A 17,097-nucleotide genomic window follows, 5' to 3' on the forward strand; every position below is an offset into this window, starting at 1 on the left:
GCTCCTATGCGGCGCCCGGCGTCGGAGTTGAGATTTTCATCGGTTTAGGCTCAAAGAGTTTCTTTAACTGCTCATTCGTGAGTTCGATACCGAAGACCTCCCGATAGTATTTCCGTGCTTCATTATTGAGGTCGATATCTTTGAATTGTTCCGGGTAGATCTTTTTAGCGAGCCAATAAAGAAGGACGGGAGAATCCGCAGACGGCGTATAGGTTCGGTAAAAGCCGAGCGGCAGCTTGTAGACCTCTTTATTTTTAACCGCGCTGATCGGCGCCCACAGCGGATTCTTTATGAGATTTTCCGCCGTATCCGGCGTGAAGTTCGTGATCAGAATGACATCCGGGTTCCAGCTGTAGATTTGCTCCATATTGACCTGCGCGTTTGCGGTTTTAGCGGGTATGGATTCCGAGACATTTTTTGCGCCGACCGCTTCTGCCCAATACTGACCAAAGAAATTTTTACCGCTGGTAGTGACCTTATTGTTCTGATTCTGATAAATCCAGAGGACTTTTTTTCTATTCTGAGGCGCGATGGATTTTGTTCTTTCTTCGATCAGCGCTTTTACATTTTCGGCGTATTTAGAGGCTTTATCGGCTTTTGCGTGATCCGGAAAAAGTTCGTCGAGTGTTTTAATCCAGCTTTTATAGGTTCTGACCGCATCGTACTTTTGAGCGGACGTTGAGAAAGCGACGGTTGGAATTCCAGCGGCTTCAAGCTTAGAGAGGGACTGTTTATCTGCGGCATTGACGAGGACAACATCGGGTTTGAGCTTAAGCACGGACTCGATATTGAGGACATTTCCCTTCATAAAGCCGGTATTTGCTTTTGTGATATCCGGATAAATTTCTGAGAGCAGACCGTTTTGGGCTGCCGCCATTGAGCTCGGATGAATGCCGATGATTTTGTCAGCGCTGTTGAGATAGAGCGTAAGTACGGAAGGCAGCGGATAGATATTGGTGATTAGGATCCGGTTGAGGGAGTCGGGTACTTCGGCGGTATGGCCGGTTTCATCGGTGACGATGCGCGCAGCGGCCGAGCTGATAAAGAGTGCAGCTGAAGTGAGCAGAGCGAGGATCTTGCACGATGTGTTCATTTTTTTCATTTGAGGTTAACTGTTTTTGTCATTGTTGCACAAAGCCGGCCTCAAAAAATAAAGCGAGTCCTCTGAAAAAAGCGAAGGCCGCTTGAAGCGGCCTTGCAGTCCTAATTCAAAACTGAATTATTTAGTTTTTTTAGGAGCAGGTTTCTGTGCGGACTGAACGTCAGCGACCTTAGCGTTCTTAACGAGGTTGCTGAGGTAGTTTGCAGCGTTCTGGCGAGCGACGACGCCTTCAACCTGATCTTTGATCTTGTCGAGTTCGGGGAAGGGAACTTCTCTCTTATCTTCGAGCTTGATCACATGGTAGCCGAGTGAGCTGTGGAACGGGATCGGAAGAACATCGCCCTTATTCATGCCCATAGCGGTTTCAGCGAAACCGGGGATGATGATGCTGCGGATGTTGGTGAAGGGGATTTCTCCGCCGTTGGCCGCGCTGCCCTTATCCAGGGATTTTTCTGTGGCGAGTTTGCCCATATCCGCGCCGTTTTTGATCTGAGAGATGAGGCTCTTGGCTTCATCTTCGGACTTGACCAGAATATGGCGAACTTTGATTTCGTTCGGGCTGTACTGTTTTTTCATATCCGCGTAAGCGTCCTGAATCTGCTTATCGGTGACCGGATGAGCAGCGGCGTTGCGGCGTACGAGTTCGTTAGCGAGAATCTGAGTTTCGCGTTCTGCGAGCAGTGTCTTAATTTCAGGAGTCTGCTGAAGTTTCAGCTTACGTGCTTCCTGACCGATTACTTTTTCGCGAACAAGAATATTACGTGCGGCCTCAGCCTGTTTTCCCTCATCTTTGATGCCCTGCTCAGCGAGAAGGTTCATGAGTTCCTTTTGTTCGGCTGCCGAAACCAGCTGGCCGTTGACAGTGAAAGCCGTCTGAGCAGAAGCGGGAATTGCGGCGGCAAGTGCAATAGCGACAAGAACTTTTTTCATTATTTTTTCCATAAACAACGGGAGATTAAATTATAGCGATAATAATCACTTATTCTGTGCGGTAAAAACCCTAAATATCATTAAAGAATACCCACTGATTTTGGATTTGCAATATACACAAATTCATTAAAATAACGCATCTTATCGGATAGGTGTTTAAAAGCACTTGAAGGGAGGTAAGAACCTTGTTTTTATGGCGTTATTCGAGACGAATCTATATAAATGATTATGGAGCGAAAGTGTTTCTGCAATAACAAAGCGGCAGAGATTTATTGTTTCGTGAGGACTATGAAGACTAGTTTATTTTTATGTTTTTACGAACTTTTACTGACCAGTGGCGAACGAGTTCACAGAAAAGAGGAGAAGTCTGCTGAAGACGAACTTAGCATTCATCGATAAAACTTATTTGTCTTCAGAAAGTATAAGAGGGGTTAATTTAAGTGAATGTGCTTGAATATTGAATTGAGCGGCGAATTGTTCTGTTCCGAGGCAGCGGAACAGATGAGACGGTAAATCCGTCGGACAGGGATATGGTGAAGCGCGTGCCGCTTACAGAGGCATAAAAAGAAAACAGCGCATTCAGCGCTGCGAAGCAGGGATCAAGCCGGATTTCCCATATATCCGGCATAAGACATACAGGAAGCAGGATCAATCAGCCGCGCAATAGCGGCTGATTGATAAGTATGTTTAGTGTCGGGATTCGCTCGGGGCAAGAAGCGTCATATTAATATTGTGAATCCCGTGGCCGATAAACGGCTTGAGGTATTCGTACACGATACGGTGCCGTTCGATTTTCGGCAGTCCTTCGAAGCGGCGAGAGATCACGAACAGGTGATAGAGCGTACCGGCGGCGGGTTTAAAGCCGGCTTCTGGACGAGAATAATCTGTAAATCTCAATTCAATAGGAAAGATTGGCTCTAGTGCCTGCTGAATTCTTTCCAAAGACGGGGTATGGCTCATTTTAGTTTTCCTTCCGAATCTGAGTCGGAGATGAATCGGGAAATATAAAACCCGACGCCTACAGTAAAGATAAGCGTCAGACCCATCAGCCCGAAGAGTTTGAAATTCACCCACACATCTGTGGAGCATGTGTAGGCAACTATAAGATTAAGGATGCCGACAACTGCAAAAAAGACAGTCCAGCCTTTTAATAAAGTTTGCCAGGCATTCTCGGGAAGTGCAATCTGTTTACCGAGAAGCGACTTGAGGTAATTTTTACCGGTCACAGCGCCGAACGTCAGAATTGCGGCGAAAATCCAATAAAGAATGGTTGGCTTCCACTTGATGAACATCTCATCGTGGAGCCAGATTGTTAAGGAGCCGAACACCAGGATTACGGCAACAGAGATCCAAAGCATCGGATCGATTTTTTTGCCGGAGATCAGCTTAAAGAGGATCTGTGCGAGTGAGACGACGATTGCGGCTGCGGTTGCGCAGATGACAGGCGCCTGTGTCGGATCAAAACCACTGCCAAGCCACTGGTTGCAAAGCGAGGCGGCTTCATCCGCTCGGTTCTGAGCAAATTTAAATGTGCCGAAGAAAAGAATAACCGGCAGCAAATCGTATAAGAACTTCAAAAAATCCTCGCTAAGTGGACTGGGACACAAACAAAAATTTTGCAACCGCAAAATTTTACTGAAAAATGCCTAATTTGTTAAATACAAACCTCATTAATGAAAATTGTTACCTCAGGCATCTTAGACAGCCTGAGAGTTTGCCTAATCCGCCTGAGGAGCGGCTTAAGCAGTTTTTTTATCACGGAGGAAGATCGAGACAGCCCGGATCGGCTCAAAGAAGATCTTGAAGCCGAAAACGGCCCTAAAGCGGATCCTGCCTTGATAGAAACAATATCCCGGAACGTCGGACCGGCAGCTGATTGGCTGTTTAATGACTTGAAAGTCGAATTCACAAAACGCCCGTGCCCGGATTTCAGTAAAACAGATCCGAGACGAACCGGCTCATTCGTCAAATGCATCGATAAAAACGCTTTGTTCTTTTTGCAGCAGTTCCAAAAACTCGGCGGTTTGGTTTTGACAGAAACCAATATGACCAATCTGCTGACAGAAAAAGGACGAGTGAGCGGAATTGAATATTCTTGTCCGGAGGAAAAGAATAAAAAAACTCCTCGTTTCGGATGTTATTTTGGCGACAGGCGCTTTCGGAGCAGATGCTTCTTACTATCCGAAATCTCTCGATAAAGTGCTTTATTACGGCACGAAGGAAGAGGACGGATAGGGATGCAGATCGCGCTCAAGCACGGCGCTTCTCTTATCAATGAGCATGATTACAAGCTTTTCCCGAATGCGGTTGAAATTGCCAAAGGCGTTCCGTTAGTCGCCACCGCTCCGGTTGGTGTCGCAACACCCAAAGGCGGCGCGCTCTTTGTAAATCACGAAAGGAAGAGATTTATCAATGAGAACTGACCGCTCAGATGCTTCAGAAGCGCGGCAAAAAATTCTATGTTCTGTTCGATGAACATTCATGGAACGTATTTAAGCAGAAGGCATTTAGAGATCATCTGATCAAAGAGCCGGAAGACACAGAAAAGTGGGATGAAATTATGAACGACGGAGAACCGGTTTTAGTGAAGGCGGAGAATCTTCAGGAACTTGCCGACAAGACCGGCATGCCGCTCGAAAATCTTTCCGAAGCCATTGATGCTTGGAACTACGACGTTAGAGAGGAAAGGGATCAGGCTTTCAACCGAGAAGAGCTTGAGCATTTTGTCAAAGAAGGGAAGGTTTATCTTCTGGAACAGAAACCCCGATTCGCGTCTACGCTCGGCCGTCTCAGAGTCAATCCGCTAATGCAGGTCCTGAATAAGAAAGGCGCGCCGATTCAAGGTTTGTACGCGGTCGGAAATATCGTGGGCGGATACTCCTCTCAAAACAGTGCAGGTCCGCTGCGGACAACATGGGCATTGGTTTCGGCTTTTACCTGCGCGGATCATCTTGAAAAGGAGCTGAAAGACCAAAAGGCCGAAAAATAAATTTAATCAGTACAGGCTGCTTTATTTTCTGATTTTCTGATCAGAACAAGCGTCTGCCGATTGATCGCCTCATCGATCGGCAGATGTTTTTTTTGAACGATCGACAGAGGTTTATTTAATAAATAAGCGTCTGCCTGATGAGGGCTTATCGGTTTCTCGTTATTGATGACGAGAATTGATTACAAACGGAAAAATCTTTTTTATCCCGATCAGGGATTTCTTTAAGTTTTGTTAAGCCATACGGTATATCCTTTCCCGGTTAAGTTAAGAACCTTTCGTTCAATTAGATTTAGATGAAAATTACAAAGAAACTTGCGCTTGCGGCTTGCGTCGCAGGAGCTCTAACTATGATGAATGTACAAGCACAACCGACCCCGGCGCCTCAGCCGGCCGCGCAGTCTGCATCTTTGCCTGCCGGCGTAACTCAGGGCCCCACCGTTGAAGGAATCACTGAGTATCGTTTAGCCAACGGCCTTCGCGTCGTTCTCTTCCCGGACGACTCTAAAGCGACCGCAACCGTAAATATGACGTACCTCGTCGGCTCCAGACAGGAAAATTACGGCGAAACCGGTATGGCGCATCTTCTTGAACACCTTATTTTTAAGGGAAGCAAGAATTATCCGGATCCCACTAAAGAGTTCACAAACCGCGGTTTCCGTATGAACGGATCCACTTGGCTTGACCGTACCAATTATTTCGTGTCCTTTACTGCTAATGAAGACAATCTCGCTTTCGCTCTGGCCTGGAGCGCTGACGCTATGCGCAATTCTTTCATCGCGAAAAAGGACTTGGACAGCGAAATGAGCGTGGTTCGAAATGAATACGAAATGGGAGAAAACTCTCCTTCGAGCGTGCTCTTTAAACGTCTTCAGTCCATGATGTACGACTGGCACAACTACGGCAAGAGCACTATCGGCAACAGAAGCGATATCGAACACGTCAGGATCGAAAACCTTCAAAACTTCTATCATCGCTACTATCGTCCCGATAACGCCGTGCTCACGGTCAGCGGCAAGTTTGACGTCACGAAAACGCTCGCGATGATCGCTAAAGATTTCGGCAATATCGAAAATCCGAAAGAAGCGCTGCCTGAAGAATGGACGGTAGAGCCGACAGCGGACGGCGAGAGAGTCTTTGAAATCCGCAGAAGAGGCGAGTCTCAGCTCGTTGCGGTCGGATATCGCATTCCGAGCGCGCTGCATCAGGATTTTCCGGGCACCGAAACCGCAACCGATGTGCTCGCCGATACTCCTTCCGGCCGTCTTTATGAAGCACTGGTCAAAACAGGTCTGGCGACCAGTGTTTTCGGCTATGCGATCGGTGCGAAGCAGCCCGGTTTTGTCGTCTTCGGCGCAACTGTGAAGAAAGGCGAAAGCTTGGAAAAAGTTAAGGACAAACTGATCGAAACGATCGAAACCTCCTTAACGAAGGCGCCGGTTACGGAAAAAGAACTCAACCGTGTGAAGGCTCAGGCCGAAACACAGTTCGAAAGAGCTTTCTCCGATCCGGAAGGGTTCGGTGTCGGACTCTCCGAATACATCGCGCTTGGCGACTGGAGACTCTTCTTCTACGGCCGCGATCAGATGAAAAACGTTACCGGCAAAGAAGCTGATGAAGCGGCGAAGAAGTATTTTGTGCGGGATAACCGGGTCGTCGGTATGTTCATTCCGGATGATGAGCCTAAACGCGCGGAAATTACCGCCGCGCCTAGTGCAGAAGAAGTACTCGCGACCTATAAGCCCAAAGCAGAAGCTCAGAGTGCGGAAGCCTTTGATTCTTCTTTCGATAACCTGAACGCGAGAACCACCCGTATTGACGTCGGCAATCTGAAGATCGCTCTGCTTCCGAAGAAGAACAGAGGAGAAACCGTGACGGTTATGATGAATTTCCGCTACGGCGACGCCAAGAGCCTCTTCGGCCGGTCCGCTGCGAAACAGATGACCGCTTCAATGCTGACTCGCGGTACCGATAAGCTGACTCGTCAGGATATTGACGACAAACTTACCGAACTGAAAGTCCAGGGCGGTCCCTCGGGTTTTGTGACCACGCGAGAAAATCTGCCCAAAGCGCTTGAACTCGTATTTAGTCTCTATAAAGACTCTTCCTTCCCGGAAGATGAATTCAAACAGCTGAAGAAGCAGATGATTGTGATGCTTGAAAGCATGCGCGACAAGCCCGACATGCTCGCAAAGAACGCGATCGATCAGCACTTCAACACATATCCGAAGGGAGACGTCCGTTACGAGCCTTCTATTGCGGAAGCGCTCGAAGAGCTTAATAAAACGGAAGACAAGGATCTGAAGAACTTCCACAGCCAGTTCTACGGAACCGCACGCGGAGAAATCAGTATTGTCGGAGATTTCGACGCTAAAGCCGTTGAAAAGCTGATTCGCGAAGATTATGCCAAGTACGTTTCGAGCGCCCCGTACGCAGAAATTTACAAGGAATACAAACCGGTTAAGGCCGAACGCATCGTGATCGATACTCCGGAAAAAGAAAACGCGACGATTATCGCGCGTTCGGATTTCTCCATGAATGACACCAACCCGGATGCGCCGGCGCTTCAGGTAGCCAATTGGATTCTCGGCGGCGGTACAGGTCTTTCCAACCGCTTAATTGATCGTCTGCGTCAGAAGGAAGGTCTTTCTTACGGTGCCGGTTCCGGCGTGAAGATCCCCGGCAAGGGCGATCAGGCGAGCTTTATTTTCAGAGCGATTGTCGCGCCTCAGAACCTTCTGAAGGCCGAAGCCAGCGCCAAGGACGTGATTGCTAAAGCGGTTAAAGACGGCTTTACCGATGACGAGGTGCGCGAAGCGAAGAAGGGTCTGCTGCAGTCGATGGATGTCGCCCGCTCTCAGGACCCCATCGTCGCAAGCTCTTGGAATGACAAGATGAGTCTTAACCGTGACTGGAGTTTCTCCAAGGCGCGCGCCGAGGCGATTAAGAATCTGACCACTGAGCAGGTCAACGCGGCGCTTCGTAAATACATTAAGCCCGAAGATATGACGTTCGTACTTGCGGGCGATCAGAAGAAAGCTCAGGCAGCACAGAAGAAATAATACAGTCGCTGCATAAAAACAGAGCCTCGTTTCTTTGCGGAAACGAGGCTCTTTTCGAACGGGCCGGTTACGGCGTCTTATATCCGAACTTGTGGCACTGATCGCATGTCAGAACCGAAGGTTCATGCTGCTTATGGCAGTCATTGCATGAAATCGATTCATCGTGTCCGTAGTGCGGGTTCGGGTTAAGCTTCGCGGTTCTTTGTTTGACCGCGTCTCTGCTTCCGTGGCACTGCAGACAGACAGCATCTTCAGGCATTTCTCTCGGACGAGTCTGTCCGTGACAGGTGTCGCACTGCATATTCATTTCCTTATGCTTGCCTTTCAGAGTCATCTGAGCGCTGGCGCCGGAACTGAATACGAGGAGAAGGGAGGCAGCGAGTGCCGCAGCTAATCCGATCTTCATTACTCAGCTCCTTACTGCATCAAAGCTTTCATGTGATCGGCAATCGCCATACCGATAACAGAAGCGGAAGTCAGCTGAGCACCGCCGACGTAGTTGTCATAGAAGAGACCGCCGGCAGCGTTGCCTACAGCGTACAGACCCTTGATCGGACGACCTTCGGTGTCAAGGACCTGGCCCTTGGTGTTGATGAGCGGGCCGCCGAATGTGGCTGTCATACCGCCCTGGAACGGAACGGCGTAGAACGGAGCCTTGAGAATCGGACGAGGATTCTTGTGGGTGTTCGGCGGAGTCAGTTCACCGAGTTTCCCGTTCTGAAGCGCTGCGTTGTATTCGTCAACAATTTTCTTCAGTTCGACCGGATCCAGACCGGCTTCTTTAGCAAGACCTTCAATAGTGTCGGCTTTGTAGACCGGAGCTTTCTTGGATTCATAAGAGAACCAGTCGTTCTTCAGCATCGGAAGATTGTGTGTGTCTTCGTCAACAATCATGTAGCCCCAGTTGTCTTTTGTCAGAGCGGCGGTGTCGCGGGCCATCTGAACGTATGTCTTGCCTTCGTCGGTGTAGCGCTGAGTCTGTTTGGAAACCGCGATACCGGTGTTGACAATGTTAAGCGGGTTGGCGCCTGTGGGTCCGTGTATCGGGCCGCAGTGGTACTGATCAACATTGACGACTTTCGGGAAGTAGGGGCCGGTAAGAAGAATGCTTTCGCCTGTGACGGTGTTGGAGCCGCGAACCGGCATGTTGGCTGCGGGAACGCCGGACATCATGGTGAGCATCATCTTGTTGGCAGAGAAGCCGCCGGTCGCCATGACAACGCCGAGCTTGCCGAGGTATTCTTCAAAGCCTTTGCGGGTCTTAACGCGGGCGCCGATCACATCGCCGTTCTTCGGGTTGTCCAAAAGCGCGACAACTTTGGCGTTGTAAACGATCGGGATGTTCAGTTCTTTGGCTTTGTTCAGCAGATAAGTCATCAGCTGTTTTCCGCCCGGTTTCTGTTCGCCTGTGGTGAGGTGGGCGCGCTGCAGCATCGGCCAAACGAGTTTGGCGCCGACGTTGTACTGGACGCCGACGTAGTCATGCAGTCAGTTGAGTGTTTCGTCAGCCTTTTCAGCGACAAGGCGTGTCAGAGCGGGATCGCCTCTGCCCTGAGAAACTTTCATCATATCTTCGTAGAATTTTTCTACGGTGTCGCCGGTCTGAAGACCTTTAGCCTGCTGCATCTTGGTGTTGACGCCAAGCATGAAGCCTGCGGAGTAAACCGTGTTGCCGGCGGCAGAACCCATTTTTTCAAGAATCACGGGTTTGAGACCGTCCTGAGCGGCGCGGATTGCGGTAACGATACCGCCGATACCCAGACCGCAGATGACGAGGTCATAAGTCTTCTGAGGAGCGGCTGTCTTTTCGGCCGCATTGGCGGTCAGGGAGGCGGAAGCAAAACCTGTGGCCATGGTGGCAAGTAAGCTGCCTTTGAGAATAGAACGGCGAGATGTCTGCATATTGATTGTTCTCCTTGGTAGATGGATCAGCAAACGTGCTGAACATGATCGATATGCTAAAAAATGTTACACGCACATCATCCGTAAATCAACGCTTGACTTTAAGTTAAATTTTTGCTAATGATTTATTTCGCATACTTCGCGGCGTTGATGCCGGCGATTCGCCCGAACACAAAGGCGTCTGTTAGTCCGTTGCCTCCGAGCCGGTTTTGTCCGTGAACGCTGCCGGTAATCTGACCCGCAGCGTAGAGTCCTGCAATCGGCCGACTGTCGTTGTCCAGAGCACGGGCTTCTTCATCAATTGCAATGCCGCCGAGTGTGTAATGCACCCACGGGTACATGCCGACCGCCCAGAAGGGGCCGACCTTGGGACGGTTCTGAGCGGGAACTTCTTCGAGAGAGCGCTTAACCGCCTCGGACGGCACATTGATTTCTTCGCAGAGCGCTTCAATACTGTCCGCTTTCCATACCTGACCGGCAAAATAGGCCTGATAAAGATGCTTTTTCTGAAGCTTGTCCAGAAGATTTAAATTCGCGTTGTCCACGATCGTAAAGCACTTCTTTTTACCCTGACCGATGAGTGCGGAGCTGAGCTCTTTGCGAGTCGCGCCTTCATTGGCAAAACGATGTCCGTCTTCGTTGATAAAGATCATGCCGTGCACGAGCACGTAGATTCTCGCCGAATACTTGTTGAGGTAGGAGCCTTCCGGCACACATTCGATAAAGTCCATGTTTTCGGTTTTAACACCGGACTTCATGGCGCTTTCCAGAACCTCTCCCATTCCTTTCGAGTCGGAATAATAAAAATTCAGATCCGGAACATAGCGCTTTAAAAGGCGAGGGTTTGCGCCGAATCCGCCGGCGGCGAGAACGAGCGCGCGGCATCGAATTTCGATCACATCGGTTCCGGATACGGCTTGGACCGTAAAGCCGCCGTCCGCATCTTTTTCAAAAGCTACAAAACGAGTGGAGGTAAGAATCTGCACGCCGTTTTTTAAGCAGGCTTCTGAAAGTTTCTGGACGTAGGCTTTGCCGACGGCAAGGATCGGCTTATGGCACCTTCGATAGTAGGATCCGTAAATTTGATAAATCTGATCTTCAAAAACCACACCGAGTTCTTTGAGCCACTCAAGCGTCGGGTAGGCAAATTCGGCAAGACGAGCCTGTGCTTTTGGATTGCCTTTTCCGTTCGCGGACTCCAGAATATGCTGATAGAAAAGCTCTTTGCTGTCGGCAATTCCGTACTTTTTCTGCAGTTCCGGATCCGGCGCGTTGAAGTATCCGCCCGAGATCAGCGTGTCTCCGCCGATAAAGGATTCTTTGTCGATCAGAATCACGTCCCTGACGCGGCTTGATGCTTCAAGCGCGGCGCAAAGACCCGCTCCGCCCGCGCCGACAACCAGTACACGGCAGCTGATGGTTTTCTGAGCGGCAAGCACAGCGCTTGGCAGCGCAAGAGACGCCAGAGAGATAAAGGATCTGCGCTTCATGAGTTTTGCATCTCTCTTAAAAATTCATTGAGCTCAACCGGGTTTTCCAAGTCCAGTTTGGCAAAAATATTTGCGCGGTGAGACTGCACCGTGCGCTCGGAAATTTCCAGAATCTCAGCGATCCGACTGTTCGGAAGTCCTTTAGCGATTTGATAGGAAACCTTCTTTTCCGCGGCGGTTAAAGTCTCAAACTGCTCACGAAGACTTTCCGCGTAGGCTTTTTCTCTGCGGACCTGTTTGTTTTTGGCAACCGCCTTGCTGACCAAATCTAAAAGTTTGTCCGGATCCGGCGGTTTGACCAGAAAATTAAAGGCGCCGTTTTCCACACAGCTGACCGCCATTTCAATATCGCCGTGCGCGGAGAGAAAGATAATCGGCAGATCTGAGCCCACGCGCTTTAATTCGGCCTGCAGCTCGATTCCGGTCATGCCCTCCATGCGAACGTCGAGAATCAGACAGCCCAGACGCTCCGGATCGTCGCTGCGCAGAAAATCTTCCGCGCTTGAAAATGATCTTGTCTGAAGACCCGCCAGGTTCAGAAAGAAGCTGAGCGAGTCGCTCACCGTCTTATCGTCATCGACGATCCGGATGATCGGCGTGAGAAGTTTCATAATTCGGTCTCCGGTTTGTTGAGGTTAAAGCTCACAATCAGTCCGTGAGGAGTACGTTTTTGGAAATTAAGGTGCGCGCCGTGATTCTCAATGATCTCGACCGCGATGGACAACCCGATGCCTAAACCTTCCTGTTTATCGCTTTTTGTCGGTTTGCCAAGCTTAGCGAAGCGCTCATCGGAAATTTCCGGCCCGTTGTCGGAGACGGTAACGAGCCAGCGATTCCTCTGATCCTCCACAAGACCTCAACCTGAGGCTGATTCTCCGATTCAGCCGCTTTCACAGCGTTTTTAAGAAGATTCAGAATAACGAGTTCGATCTCAAAGCTGTCGCCTCGGGCTTCACAGCTGCGGGGCATCTCGACTCGGATGTCTGCTTCGTGGCGTTCGTCGTTTCGGATGCTCGATACCGCTCGCTCGACGATTTCAGTGAGTTCGAACGAGCCCGAGCGGTTCGCGGTGTGTTTGGCGTACGATCTCACGTGTTCGACAATGTCGCTCGTTCGTCTTGCCTGCACGCAAAGCTGCTCGAGCGCGTGACTGACTCGACTGTCCTTAATGCCGAGCTGCGAGAGCAGAAGCTTGAGCCCGCTCGAGTAATAAATCATATTGGTGATCGGCTGTTTGACTTCATGCGCGAAAATAGAACTCATCTGAGAGATAACGCGGCTTTTTTCGAGGCGATCGAGTTTTTCTCGGTTTCTCTGCGCTCTTCTCTCCGTAGCGCGCTGCGCGGCAAGCGCAAATCGAAGCTCGTTGGTTCTTCGGTTCACCAGCACATTGACGCGAATAATATGAATAATCAGCGCAAACAGCAGTGCCGCAGCAAGAGCAAATTCAGTGCGGTACTCCATCACAAAAGCCTTGACGGTGGTCTCGCGCAGATGCGCGTACGGACCGAGTTTTAAGTCTTTCATGAGATCAAAGACTTTTAAGAAACCGCCCGCGGGGACCCATTCGAAGCCGCCGTCGCGCTTAGGCATGGAAAGAAGAGAGAGCGTCACGGCTTTGACCGCGCCGGAGGGCGCGCCGTCTAAGGAAAAGAACACCGCGTCCGGGTACATTTCTGTCGATCGCAGACAGCGGCCCGGACCGCGCTTCGGATCGAGCACCCGAAATTCATCCGCTTTAACGATGCCGTCCCGCACAAGATCTTCAAGCTGACACGGCCCGAGAATGCCCGCATCCGCTTCTCCAACTTTGATGTAGGTCGATACGTCCGGATACTGATAATTCGTAAAAAGCGTGCGCTTAAAGAAGGAATCCGGATTGAATCCGCGTTTGGCGACTTCCCCGAGCGCAAGCAGATAGCCGTCAAAATCCTTGGAGTCGGTCGCGGTCACAACCTTGTCTTTCAAATCCTCAATCGAGCGGATGTCGGTTCTGTCCTTACGGGTTATAAAAACCGAGGAAACCGCTTCGTCCGCGCTCAGCGCGTGCGATCTTCGAACGGTCGCGATCTGCTGCGCGCCTTTGCTGTTGATCAGCGTCACAAAACTGCCCGCGGAGGAGAGCAGAAAGTGCGGTTTCTTTTCTTCAATATCAGAGAGAAGAGAATGCGGATCAATCTCCACCACACTGATCTTGTTGTCTTTGAGCGTGTGCTGCAGATGCTCCATCGTCGGAACAAAAGTTCCGAGATAGAAATCCGGATCAAAAGTGTCAATCAGTCCGATTCTGATTTCCTGAGCGCTGCCGGGCTGCGCCGCGGTTGTCAGACAAAAGAAGAAAGACAGCAGCAGTAAGATAGATTTGAACATTAGGAAAGTGTCTCGCAAATCTTGCCGTTAGGCTATTAGTGACATAACTAATCCAATAAGCGTAAAACGGGCAGGGCGCAAAATAAGTGCGATAATTGCAGTTCTAAAATGAGAATGGTTCCTATTACTGTTCTTTTTATTGCAATGTAACGGATACGATGTATGGCACAGAAAGATAAGAAAATTGTGACCCTTTTAGATGTACCTCAGGGCGCGACGTGTGTTCTGGTGGGTTGGGGCGGTTTAGAGACGCAGGATGTAAAAAAACTGACCGATGTCGGTGTTTTTTTAGATCTTCCGCTGATCGTCCTGAATGTAACGTCTTCCGGACCGATCGTTGTCGCAATCAATGACGCGCATATCGCGATCGGAACCAACACCGCAAAGCACATGCAGGTTTATCTGAAGGAATAAATATCAATGCTTTTAAAAGATATGAAACCGGGCGAAAAAGGAATTATCGTTCAGTTCAGGCCCGGACAAATTGAATATCGCAGGCGTCTTCTTGCTCTTGGCGCGCTTCCCGGCACCAAGTTTGAAGTCGCGCGGGTTGCGCCTTTGGGAGATCCGGTGGAAATCAAACTTCGCGGCTCTTTCATCAGCGTGAGAAAGGGAGAGATTGAAATCTTGGACGTTAAACCGCTCGATTAATTAGTGCAATGAAGAAGAATATTATCGCTGTGGTCGGCAACCCGAACTGCGGCAAGACGACTCTATTTAACGGACTGACAGGATCACATCAGACGGTCGGCAACTGGCCCGGCGTAACGGTCGAACAGATCGTCGGAGAGTTCACCTACAAGGATCGTCAGGTCAAAATCGTTGATCTTCCCGGTATCTACTCCCTTCAGCCGAGTTCGGCTTCGAGCGAGGACGAGCGCGTCGCGCGCGACTACATCCTTCAGGACGAAGCCGAACTTATCGTCAATATCGTGGATGCGAGCAATTTGGAGCGCAACCTGTATCTGACGACTCAGCTCATTGAGATGCAGGTACCGATGATTGTGGTGCTCAATATGCTTGACATGGCTGAGAAGCATCAGCTCAGTATTGATCCGAAGAAGCTTCGTGATCAGCTCGGCTGCCCCGTCATCGGTATCGTGGCAGCTAAAGAGCGCGGCTTAAAAGAGCTGTGCGCCATGATTGATTCCGAGCTCAATAATCTTAAAGTGCCGCCGAATCCCATCCGATTCAGCGACAAAATCGAAAAAGCCCGAGACAAAATCGCAGCGCTTCTGGAAAAGCAGGGCGTGGAGCGGGGCGCCTGGACTGCGGAACAGCTGCTTGAAGGCGACGCCGCGATGGATACCTACCTCAAGGGCGTTGATCTCACAGAAATCAATCAGATTATCGATGAGACGGATAAGGCTTATGAGGGAAACCTCGATATTGAAATGGCTGATGTGCGTTATCAGTTCGTATCAAAGGTTACCGAAGCCTGCCTGACGCGCAACGGCGAAGTCACGCAGAGCACAACCGACAAAATCGATAAGATTGTTCTGAACCGCTGGCTCGGCATTCCGATTTTTCTGCTGATCATGTACCTGATGTTTGTCTTCTCGATTAACATCGGTTCCGCTTTTATCGATTTCTTTGATATTTTGTTCGGAGCGATCTTTGTTCAGGGATTTGGCAATCTGCTCACAAGCTGGGGAACGCACGAATGGCTTAAAACGATTTTAGCCGACGGCATCGGCGGCGGTATCCAGACGGTTTCGACCTTCATTCCTGTGATCGCCTGCCTCTTTCTTTCGCTTTCATTCTTGGAAGATTCGGGCTATATGGCGCGTGCGGCCTTTGTGATGGACCGAATGATGCGCTTTCTGGGACTGCCCGGTAAATCCTTTGTGCCGCTCATTGTCGGCTTCGGCTGCGGTGTTCCGGCGATCATGGCCGCGCGTACCATGGAAAAGAAGTCCGATCGCATCACGACCGTCATGATGGCGCCTTTTATGAGCTGCGGCGCTCGTCTTCCGGTTTATGTGCTGTTTGCGACCACCTTCTGGCCGCTTGGCGGACAAAATCTGGTGTTCTCGCTTTATCTCATCGGTATTTTGGTCGCCATCATCACGGGATTCATCCTGAAACGCACCGCGCTTCGCGACGAAGCGGGCGCCTTTGTGATGGAAATTCCGCCGTATCACATGCCGACGATCAAGAACCTTGCGCTGCGTACCTGGGACCGCTTAAAGAGCTTTATCCTCAAAGCCGGTCAGCTGATCGTCATTATCGTCGCGGTACTCGCGTTTTTGAATTCTCTCGGAACGGACGGCTCGTTCGGCAACGAAGATACCGACAAATCTGTCCTCTCTCAGATCGGAAAGACGATCGTTCCGGCTTTTGAACCGATGGGACTTTCTCAGGAGAACTGGCCTGCCGCCGTAGGTGTCTTTACGGGCATTCTTGCAAAAGAAGCCGTTGTCGGAACGCTTGATTCTCTGTACTCGGGCATGGGCGACAAAATGGCCGGCGCCGACGAGAAAGCCAATGACGACGAGGACGAGCCCTTCAGTCTTGCCGCTGAAGCAAAACGCGCGGTTGATTCGGTCGGCGAGAATCTCTCTGAAATTGGCACCATGTTTATCGATCCGCTTGGCACAAACGTAGAGAAGGATCTGACGGACGTTGATGAGCAGGCGGCGCTGCAGGAAGTCGGCAGCGGTACGTTCCGCGCGATGAAGACACTCTTTGACGGTGAGCTTGGCGCTTTCAGCTATTTGCTGATGGTGCTTCTCTATATCCCTTGCTGTGCTTCAATCGGTGCGATGTACCGCGAAGTGGGAAGCGGCTGGACCGCGTTTGCTGCAGGTTGGACGCTTGTGGTCGGCTACGGCGTCTCAACGATCGTGTATCAGATCGGCCGCTTCAGCGCTCATCCGGTGTTCTCAGGAACCTGTATTGCTTTGTCGGCAGCCGCGATTCTGGCTTTTATCGTCGGACTCAGAATCAAGGGCCGCGGAGATTAACTTATGACTTTGACCGAACTTAAAGAATACGTTCAGGCCAGACGCATTGTTTCTGAGCGCGAAATCTCGCTTCATTTTCGGATTGAAGAATCCGCGATTGAACCGATGGCGCGACGCTGGGTCGAGAAGGGCCTAATGGCTATTGTTGACATGGACGGAACCAAGTGCGGCGGCTGCACGGCCTGCGCCGACGGAATCAAGCGCCATTACGAATGGCTCGGACCGCAGTCGGTCACGTTTAAAAAATAAAAAGTTATCCTCCGATTAAGGAAGGCTTCGACTAAAGTTC

General features: G+C 50.3%; 17 protein-coding genes and 1 pseudogene. 8 read left to right on the forward strand and 10 right to left on the reverse strand.

What is annotated here, in order from left to right; all coding sequences use genetic code 11:
• Positions 1-4: 4 nt before the first annotated feature.
• From AC6I1F_RS04685 to AC6I1F_RS04700, 4 genes are all read right to left on the reverse strand, one after another.
• Positions 5-1,093, reverse strand: a complete 1,089-nt coding sequence (locus AC6I1F_RS04685; RefSeq protein ID WP_160335315.1) for an ABC transporter substrate-binding protein — start codon at positions 1,091-1,093, stop codon at positions 5-7.
• A 126-nt stretch (positions 1,094-1,219) separates the two neighbouring features.
• The gene (locus AC6I1F_RS04690) at positions 1,220-2,032 is read right to left on the reverse strand and encodes a peptidylprolyl isomerase (protein ID WP_160335316.1); all 813 of its coding nucleotides are present in this window, start codon (positions 2,030-2,032) and stop codon (positions 1,220-1,222) included.
• Positions 2,033-2,719: 687 nt separating this feature from the next.
• On the reverse strand, positions 2,720-2,992 hold the full coding sequence (locus AC6I1F_RS04695) for a BolA family protein (RefSeq protein ID WP_160335317.1): 273 nt from the start codon (positions 2,990-2,992) through the stop codon (positions 2,720-2,722).
• Positions 2,989-3,609, reverse strand: a complete 621-nt coding sequence (locus AC6I1F_RS04700) for a septation protein A (protein WP_160335318.1) — start codon at positions 3,607-3,609, stop codon at positions 2,989-2,991. The genes AC6I1F_RS04695 and AC6I1F_RS04700 overlap by 4 nt, the downstream gene beginning before the upstream one ends.
• A 96-nt stretch (positions 3,610-3,705) precedes the next feature.
• Here AC6I1F_RS04700 and AC6I1F_RS04705 point away from each other — a divergent pair, with 96 nt between their 5' ends.
• The 4 genes from AC6I1F_RS04705 to AC6I1F_RS04720 all read left to right on the forward strand — a co-directional run bounded on the left by AC6I1F_RS04705 (position 3,706) and on the right by AC6I1F_RS04720 (position 8,080).
• The gene (locus AC6I1F_RS04705; RefSeq protein WP_160335319.1) at positions 3,706-4,230 is read left to right on the forward strand and encodes an FAD-binding protein; all 525 of its coding nucleotides are present in this window, start codon (positions 3,706-3,708) and stop codon (positions 4,228-4,230) included.
• A gap of 39 nt (positions 4,231-4,269) precedes the next feature.
• Positions 4,270-4,455 (forward strand): hypothetical protein, encoded by a 186-nt coding sequence (locus AC6I1F_RS04710; RefSeq protein WP_160335320.1) that lies wholly within the window; start codon positions 4,270-4,272, stop codon positions 4,453-4,455.
• An 8-nt stretch (positions 4,456-4,463) separates the two neighbouring features.
• Positions 4,464-5,021, forward strand: coding sequence for an FAD-binding protein (locus AC6I1F_RS04715; RefSeq protein ID WP_290432663.1), 558 nt, complete (start codon positions 4,464-4,466; stop codon positions 5,019-5,021).
• Between the two features lie 347 nt (positions 5,022-5,368).
• Positions 5,369-8,080, forward strand: a complete 2,712-nt coding sequence (locus AC6I1F_RS04720) for a M16 family metallopeptidase (protein ID WP_237178754.1) — start codon at positions 5,369-5,371, stop codon at positions 8,078-8,080.
• 67 nt (positions 8,081-8,147) lie between these two features.
• Here AC6I1F_RS04720 and AC6I1F_RS04725 read toward each other — a convergent pair whose 3' ends face one another.
• The 6 genes and pseudogenes from AC6I1F_RS04725 to AC6I1F_RS04750 form a co-directional block, all read right to left on the reverse strand.
• Positions 8,148-8,486 carry a cytochrome c3 family protein gene (locus AC6I1F_RS04725; protein WP_160335323.1) on the reverse strand — a complete coding sequence of 113 codons (339 nt, stop codon included), beginning with the start codon at positions 8,484-8,486 and terminating at the stop codon, positions 8,148-8,150.
• 11 nt (positions 8,487-8,497) lie between these two features.
• A pseudogene (locus AC6I1F_RS04730) lies at positions 8,498-9,982 on the reverse strand (FAD-dependent oxidoreductase).
• Between the two features lie 125 nt (positions 9,983-10,107).
• Positions 10,108-11,472, reverse strand: coding sequence for an FAD-dependent oxidoreductase (locus AC6I1F_RS04735; protein WP_160335325.1), 1,365 nt, complete (start codon positions 11,470-11,472; stop codon positions 10,108-10,110).
• Entirely contained in the window at positions 11,469-12,083 is a 615-nt protein-coding gene (locus AC6I1F_RS04740; RefSeq protein ID WP_160335326.1) for a response regulator transcription factor, read from the reverse strand. Before AC6I1F_RS04740 ends, AC6I1F_RS04735 begins: the two co-directional genes overlap by 4 nt.
• On the reverse strand, positions 12,080-12,322 hold the full coding sequence (locus AC6I1F_RS04745) for an ATP-binding protein (protein WP_290432664.1): 243 nt from the start codon (positions 12,320-12,322) through the stop codon (positions 12,080-12,082). Before AC6I1F_RS04745 ends, AC6I1F_RS04740 begins: the two co-directional genes overlap by 4 nt.
• A complete protein-coding gene (locus AC6I1F_RS04750; protein ID WP_290432665.1) occupies positions 12,205-13,842 on the reverse strand; it encodes a sensor histidine kinase in 1,638 nt (545 codons plus the stop codon). Before AC6I1F_RS04750 ends, AC6I1F_RS04745 begins: the two co-directional genes overlap by 118 nt.
• A 162-nt stretch (positions 13,843-14,004) precedes the next feature.
• Between AC6I1F_RS04750 and AC6I1F_RS04755 the strand changes: the two genes are divergently transcribed.
• From AC6I1F_RS04755 to AC6I1F_RS04770, 4 genes are read left to right on the forward strand one after another with little or no spacing between them, the layout of a single operon-like run.
• The gene (locus AC6I1F_RS04755) at positions 14,005-14,256 is read left to right on the forward strand and encodes a FeoA family protein (protein WP_160335328.1); all 252 of its coding nucleotides are present in this window, start codon (positions 14,005-14,007) and stop codon (positions 14,254-14,256) included.
• Positions 14,257-14,262: 6 nt separating this feature from the next.
• Positions 14,263-14,493, forward strand: coding sequence for a FeoA family protein (locus AC6I1F_RS04760; protein ID WP_160335329.1), 231 nt, complete (start codon positions 14,263-14,265; stop codon positions 14,491-14,493).
• An 8-nt stretch (positions 14,494-14,501) separates the two neighbouring features.
• Entirely contained in the window at positions 14,502-16,808 is a 2,307-nt protein-coding gene (gene feoB, locus AC6I1F_RS04765; RefSeq protein ID WP_160335330.1) for a Fe(2+) transporter permease subunit FeoB, read from the forward strand.
• Positions 16,809-16,811: 3 nt separating this feature from the next.
• A complete protein-coding gene (locus AC6I1F_RS04770) occupies positions 16,812-17,057 on the forward strand; it encodes a FeoC-like transcriptional regulator (protein WP_160335331.1) in 246 nt (81 codons plus the stop codon).
• Positions 17,058-17,097 lie beyond the last annotated feature (40 nt).

The organism is Parasutterella sp. St.1A3, assembly GCF_059728705.1.

Coding starts and splice junctions, on each gene's coding strand:
- AC6I1F_RS04685 (WP_160335315.1), bottom strand. CDS start 1,093: ATGAACACATCGTGCAAGATCCTCGCTCTGCTCACTTCAGCTGCACTC.
- AC6I1F_RS04690 (WP_160335316.1), bottom strand. CDS start 2,032: ATGAAAAAAGTTCTTGTCGCTATTGCACTTGCCGCCGCAATTCCCGCT.
- AC6I1F_RS04695 (WP_160335317.1), bottom strand. CDS start 2,992: ATGAGCCATACCCCGTCTTTGGAAAGAATTCAGCAGGCACTAGAGCCA.
- AC6I1F_RS04705 (WP_160335319.1), top strand. CDS start 3,706: ATGAAAATTGTTACCTCAGGCATCTTAGACAGCCTGAGAGTTTGCCTA.
- AC6I1F_RS04710 (WP_160335320.1), top strand. CDS start 4,270: ATGCAGATCGCGCTCAAGCACGGCGCTTCTCTTATCAATGAGCATGAT.
- AC6I1F_RS04715 (WP_290432663.1), top strand. CDS start 4,464: ATGCTTCAGAAGCGCGGCAAAAAATTCTATGTTCTGTTCGATGAACAT.
- AC6I1F_RS04720 (WP_237178754.1), top strand. CDS start 5,369: ATGATGAATGTACAAGCACAACCGACCCCGGCGCCTCAGCCGGCCGCG.
- AC6I1F_RS04725 (WP_160335323.1), bottom strand. CDS start 8,486: ATGAAGATCGGATTAGCTGCGGCACTCGCTGCCTCCCTTCTCCTCGTA.
- AC6I1F_RS04735 (WP_160335325.1), bottom strand. CDS start 11,472: ATGAAGCGCAGATCCTTTATCTCTCTGGCGTCTCTTGCGCTGCCAAGC.
- AC6I1F_RS04740 (WP_160335326.1), bottom strand. CDS start 12,083: ATGAAACTTCTCACGCCGATCATCCGGATCGTCGATGACGATAAGACG.
- AC6I1F_RS04750 (WP_290432665.1), bottom strand. CDS start 13,842: ATGTTCAAATCTATCTTACTGCTGCTGTCTTTCTTCTTTTGTCTGACA.
- AC6I1F_RS04755 (WP_160335328.1), top strand. CDS start 14,005: ATGGCACAGAAAGATAAGAAAATTGTGACCCTTTTAGATGTACCTCAG.
- AC6I1F_RS04760 (WP_160335329.1), top strand. CDS start 14,263: ATGCTTTTAAAAGATATGAAACCGGGCGAAAAAGGAATTATCGTTCAG.
- feoB (WP_160335330.1), top strand. CDS start 14,502: ATGAAGAAGAATATTATCGCTGTGGTCGGCAACCCGAACTGCGGCAAG.
- AC6I1F_RS04770 (WP_160335331.1), top strand. CDS start 16,812: ATGACTTTGACCGAACTTAAAGAATACGTTCAGGCCAGACGCATTGTT.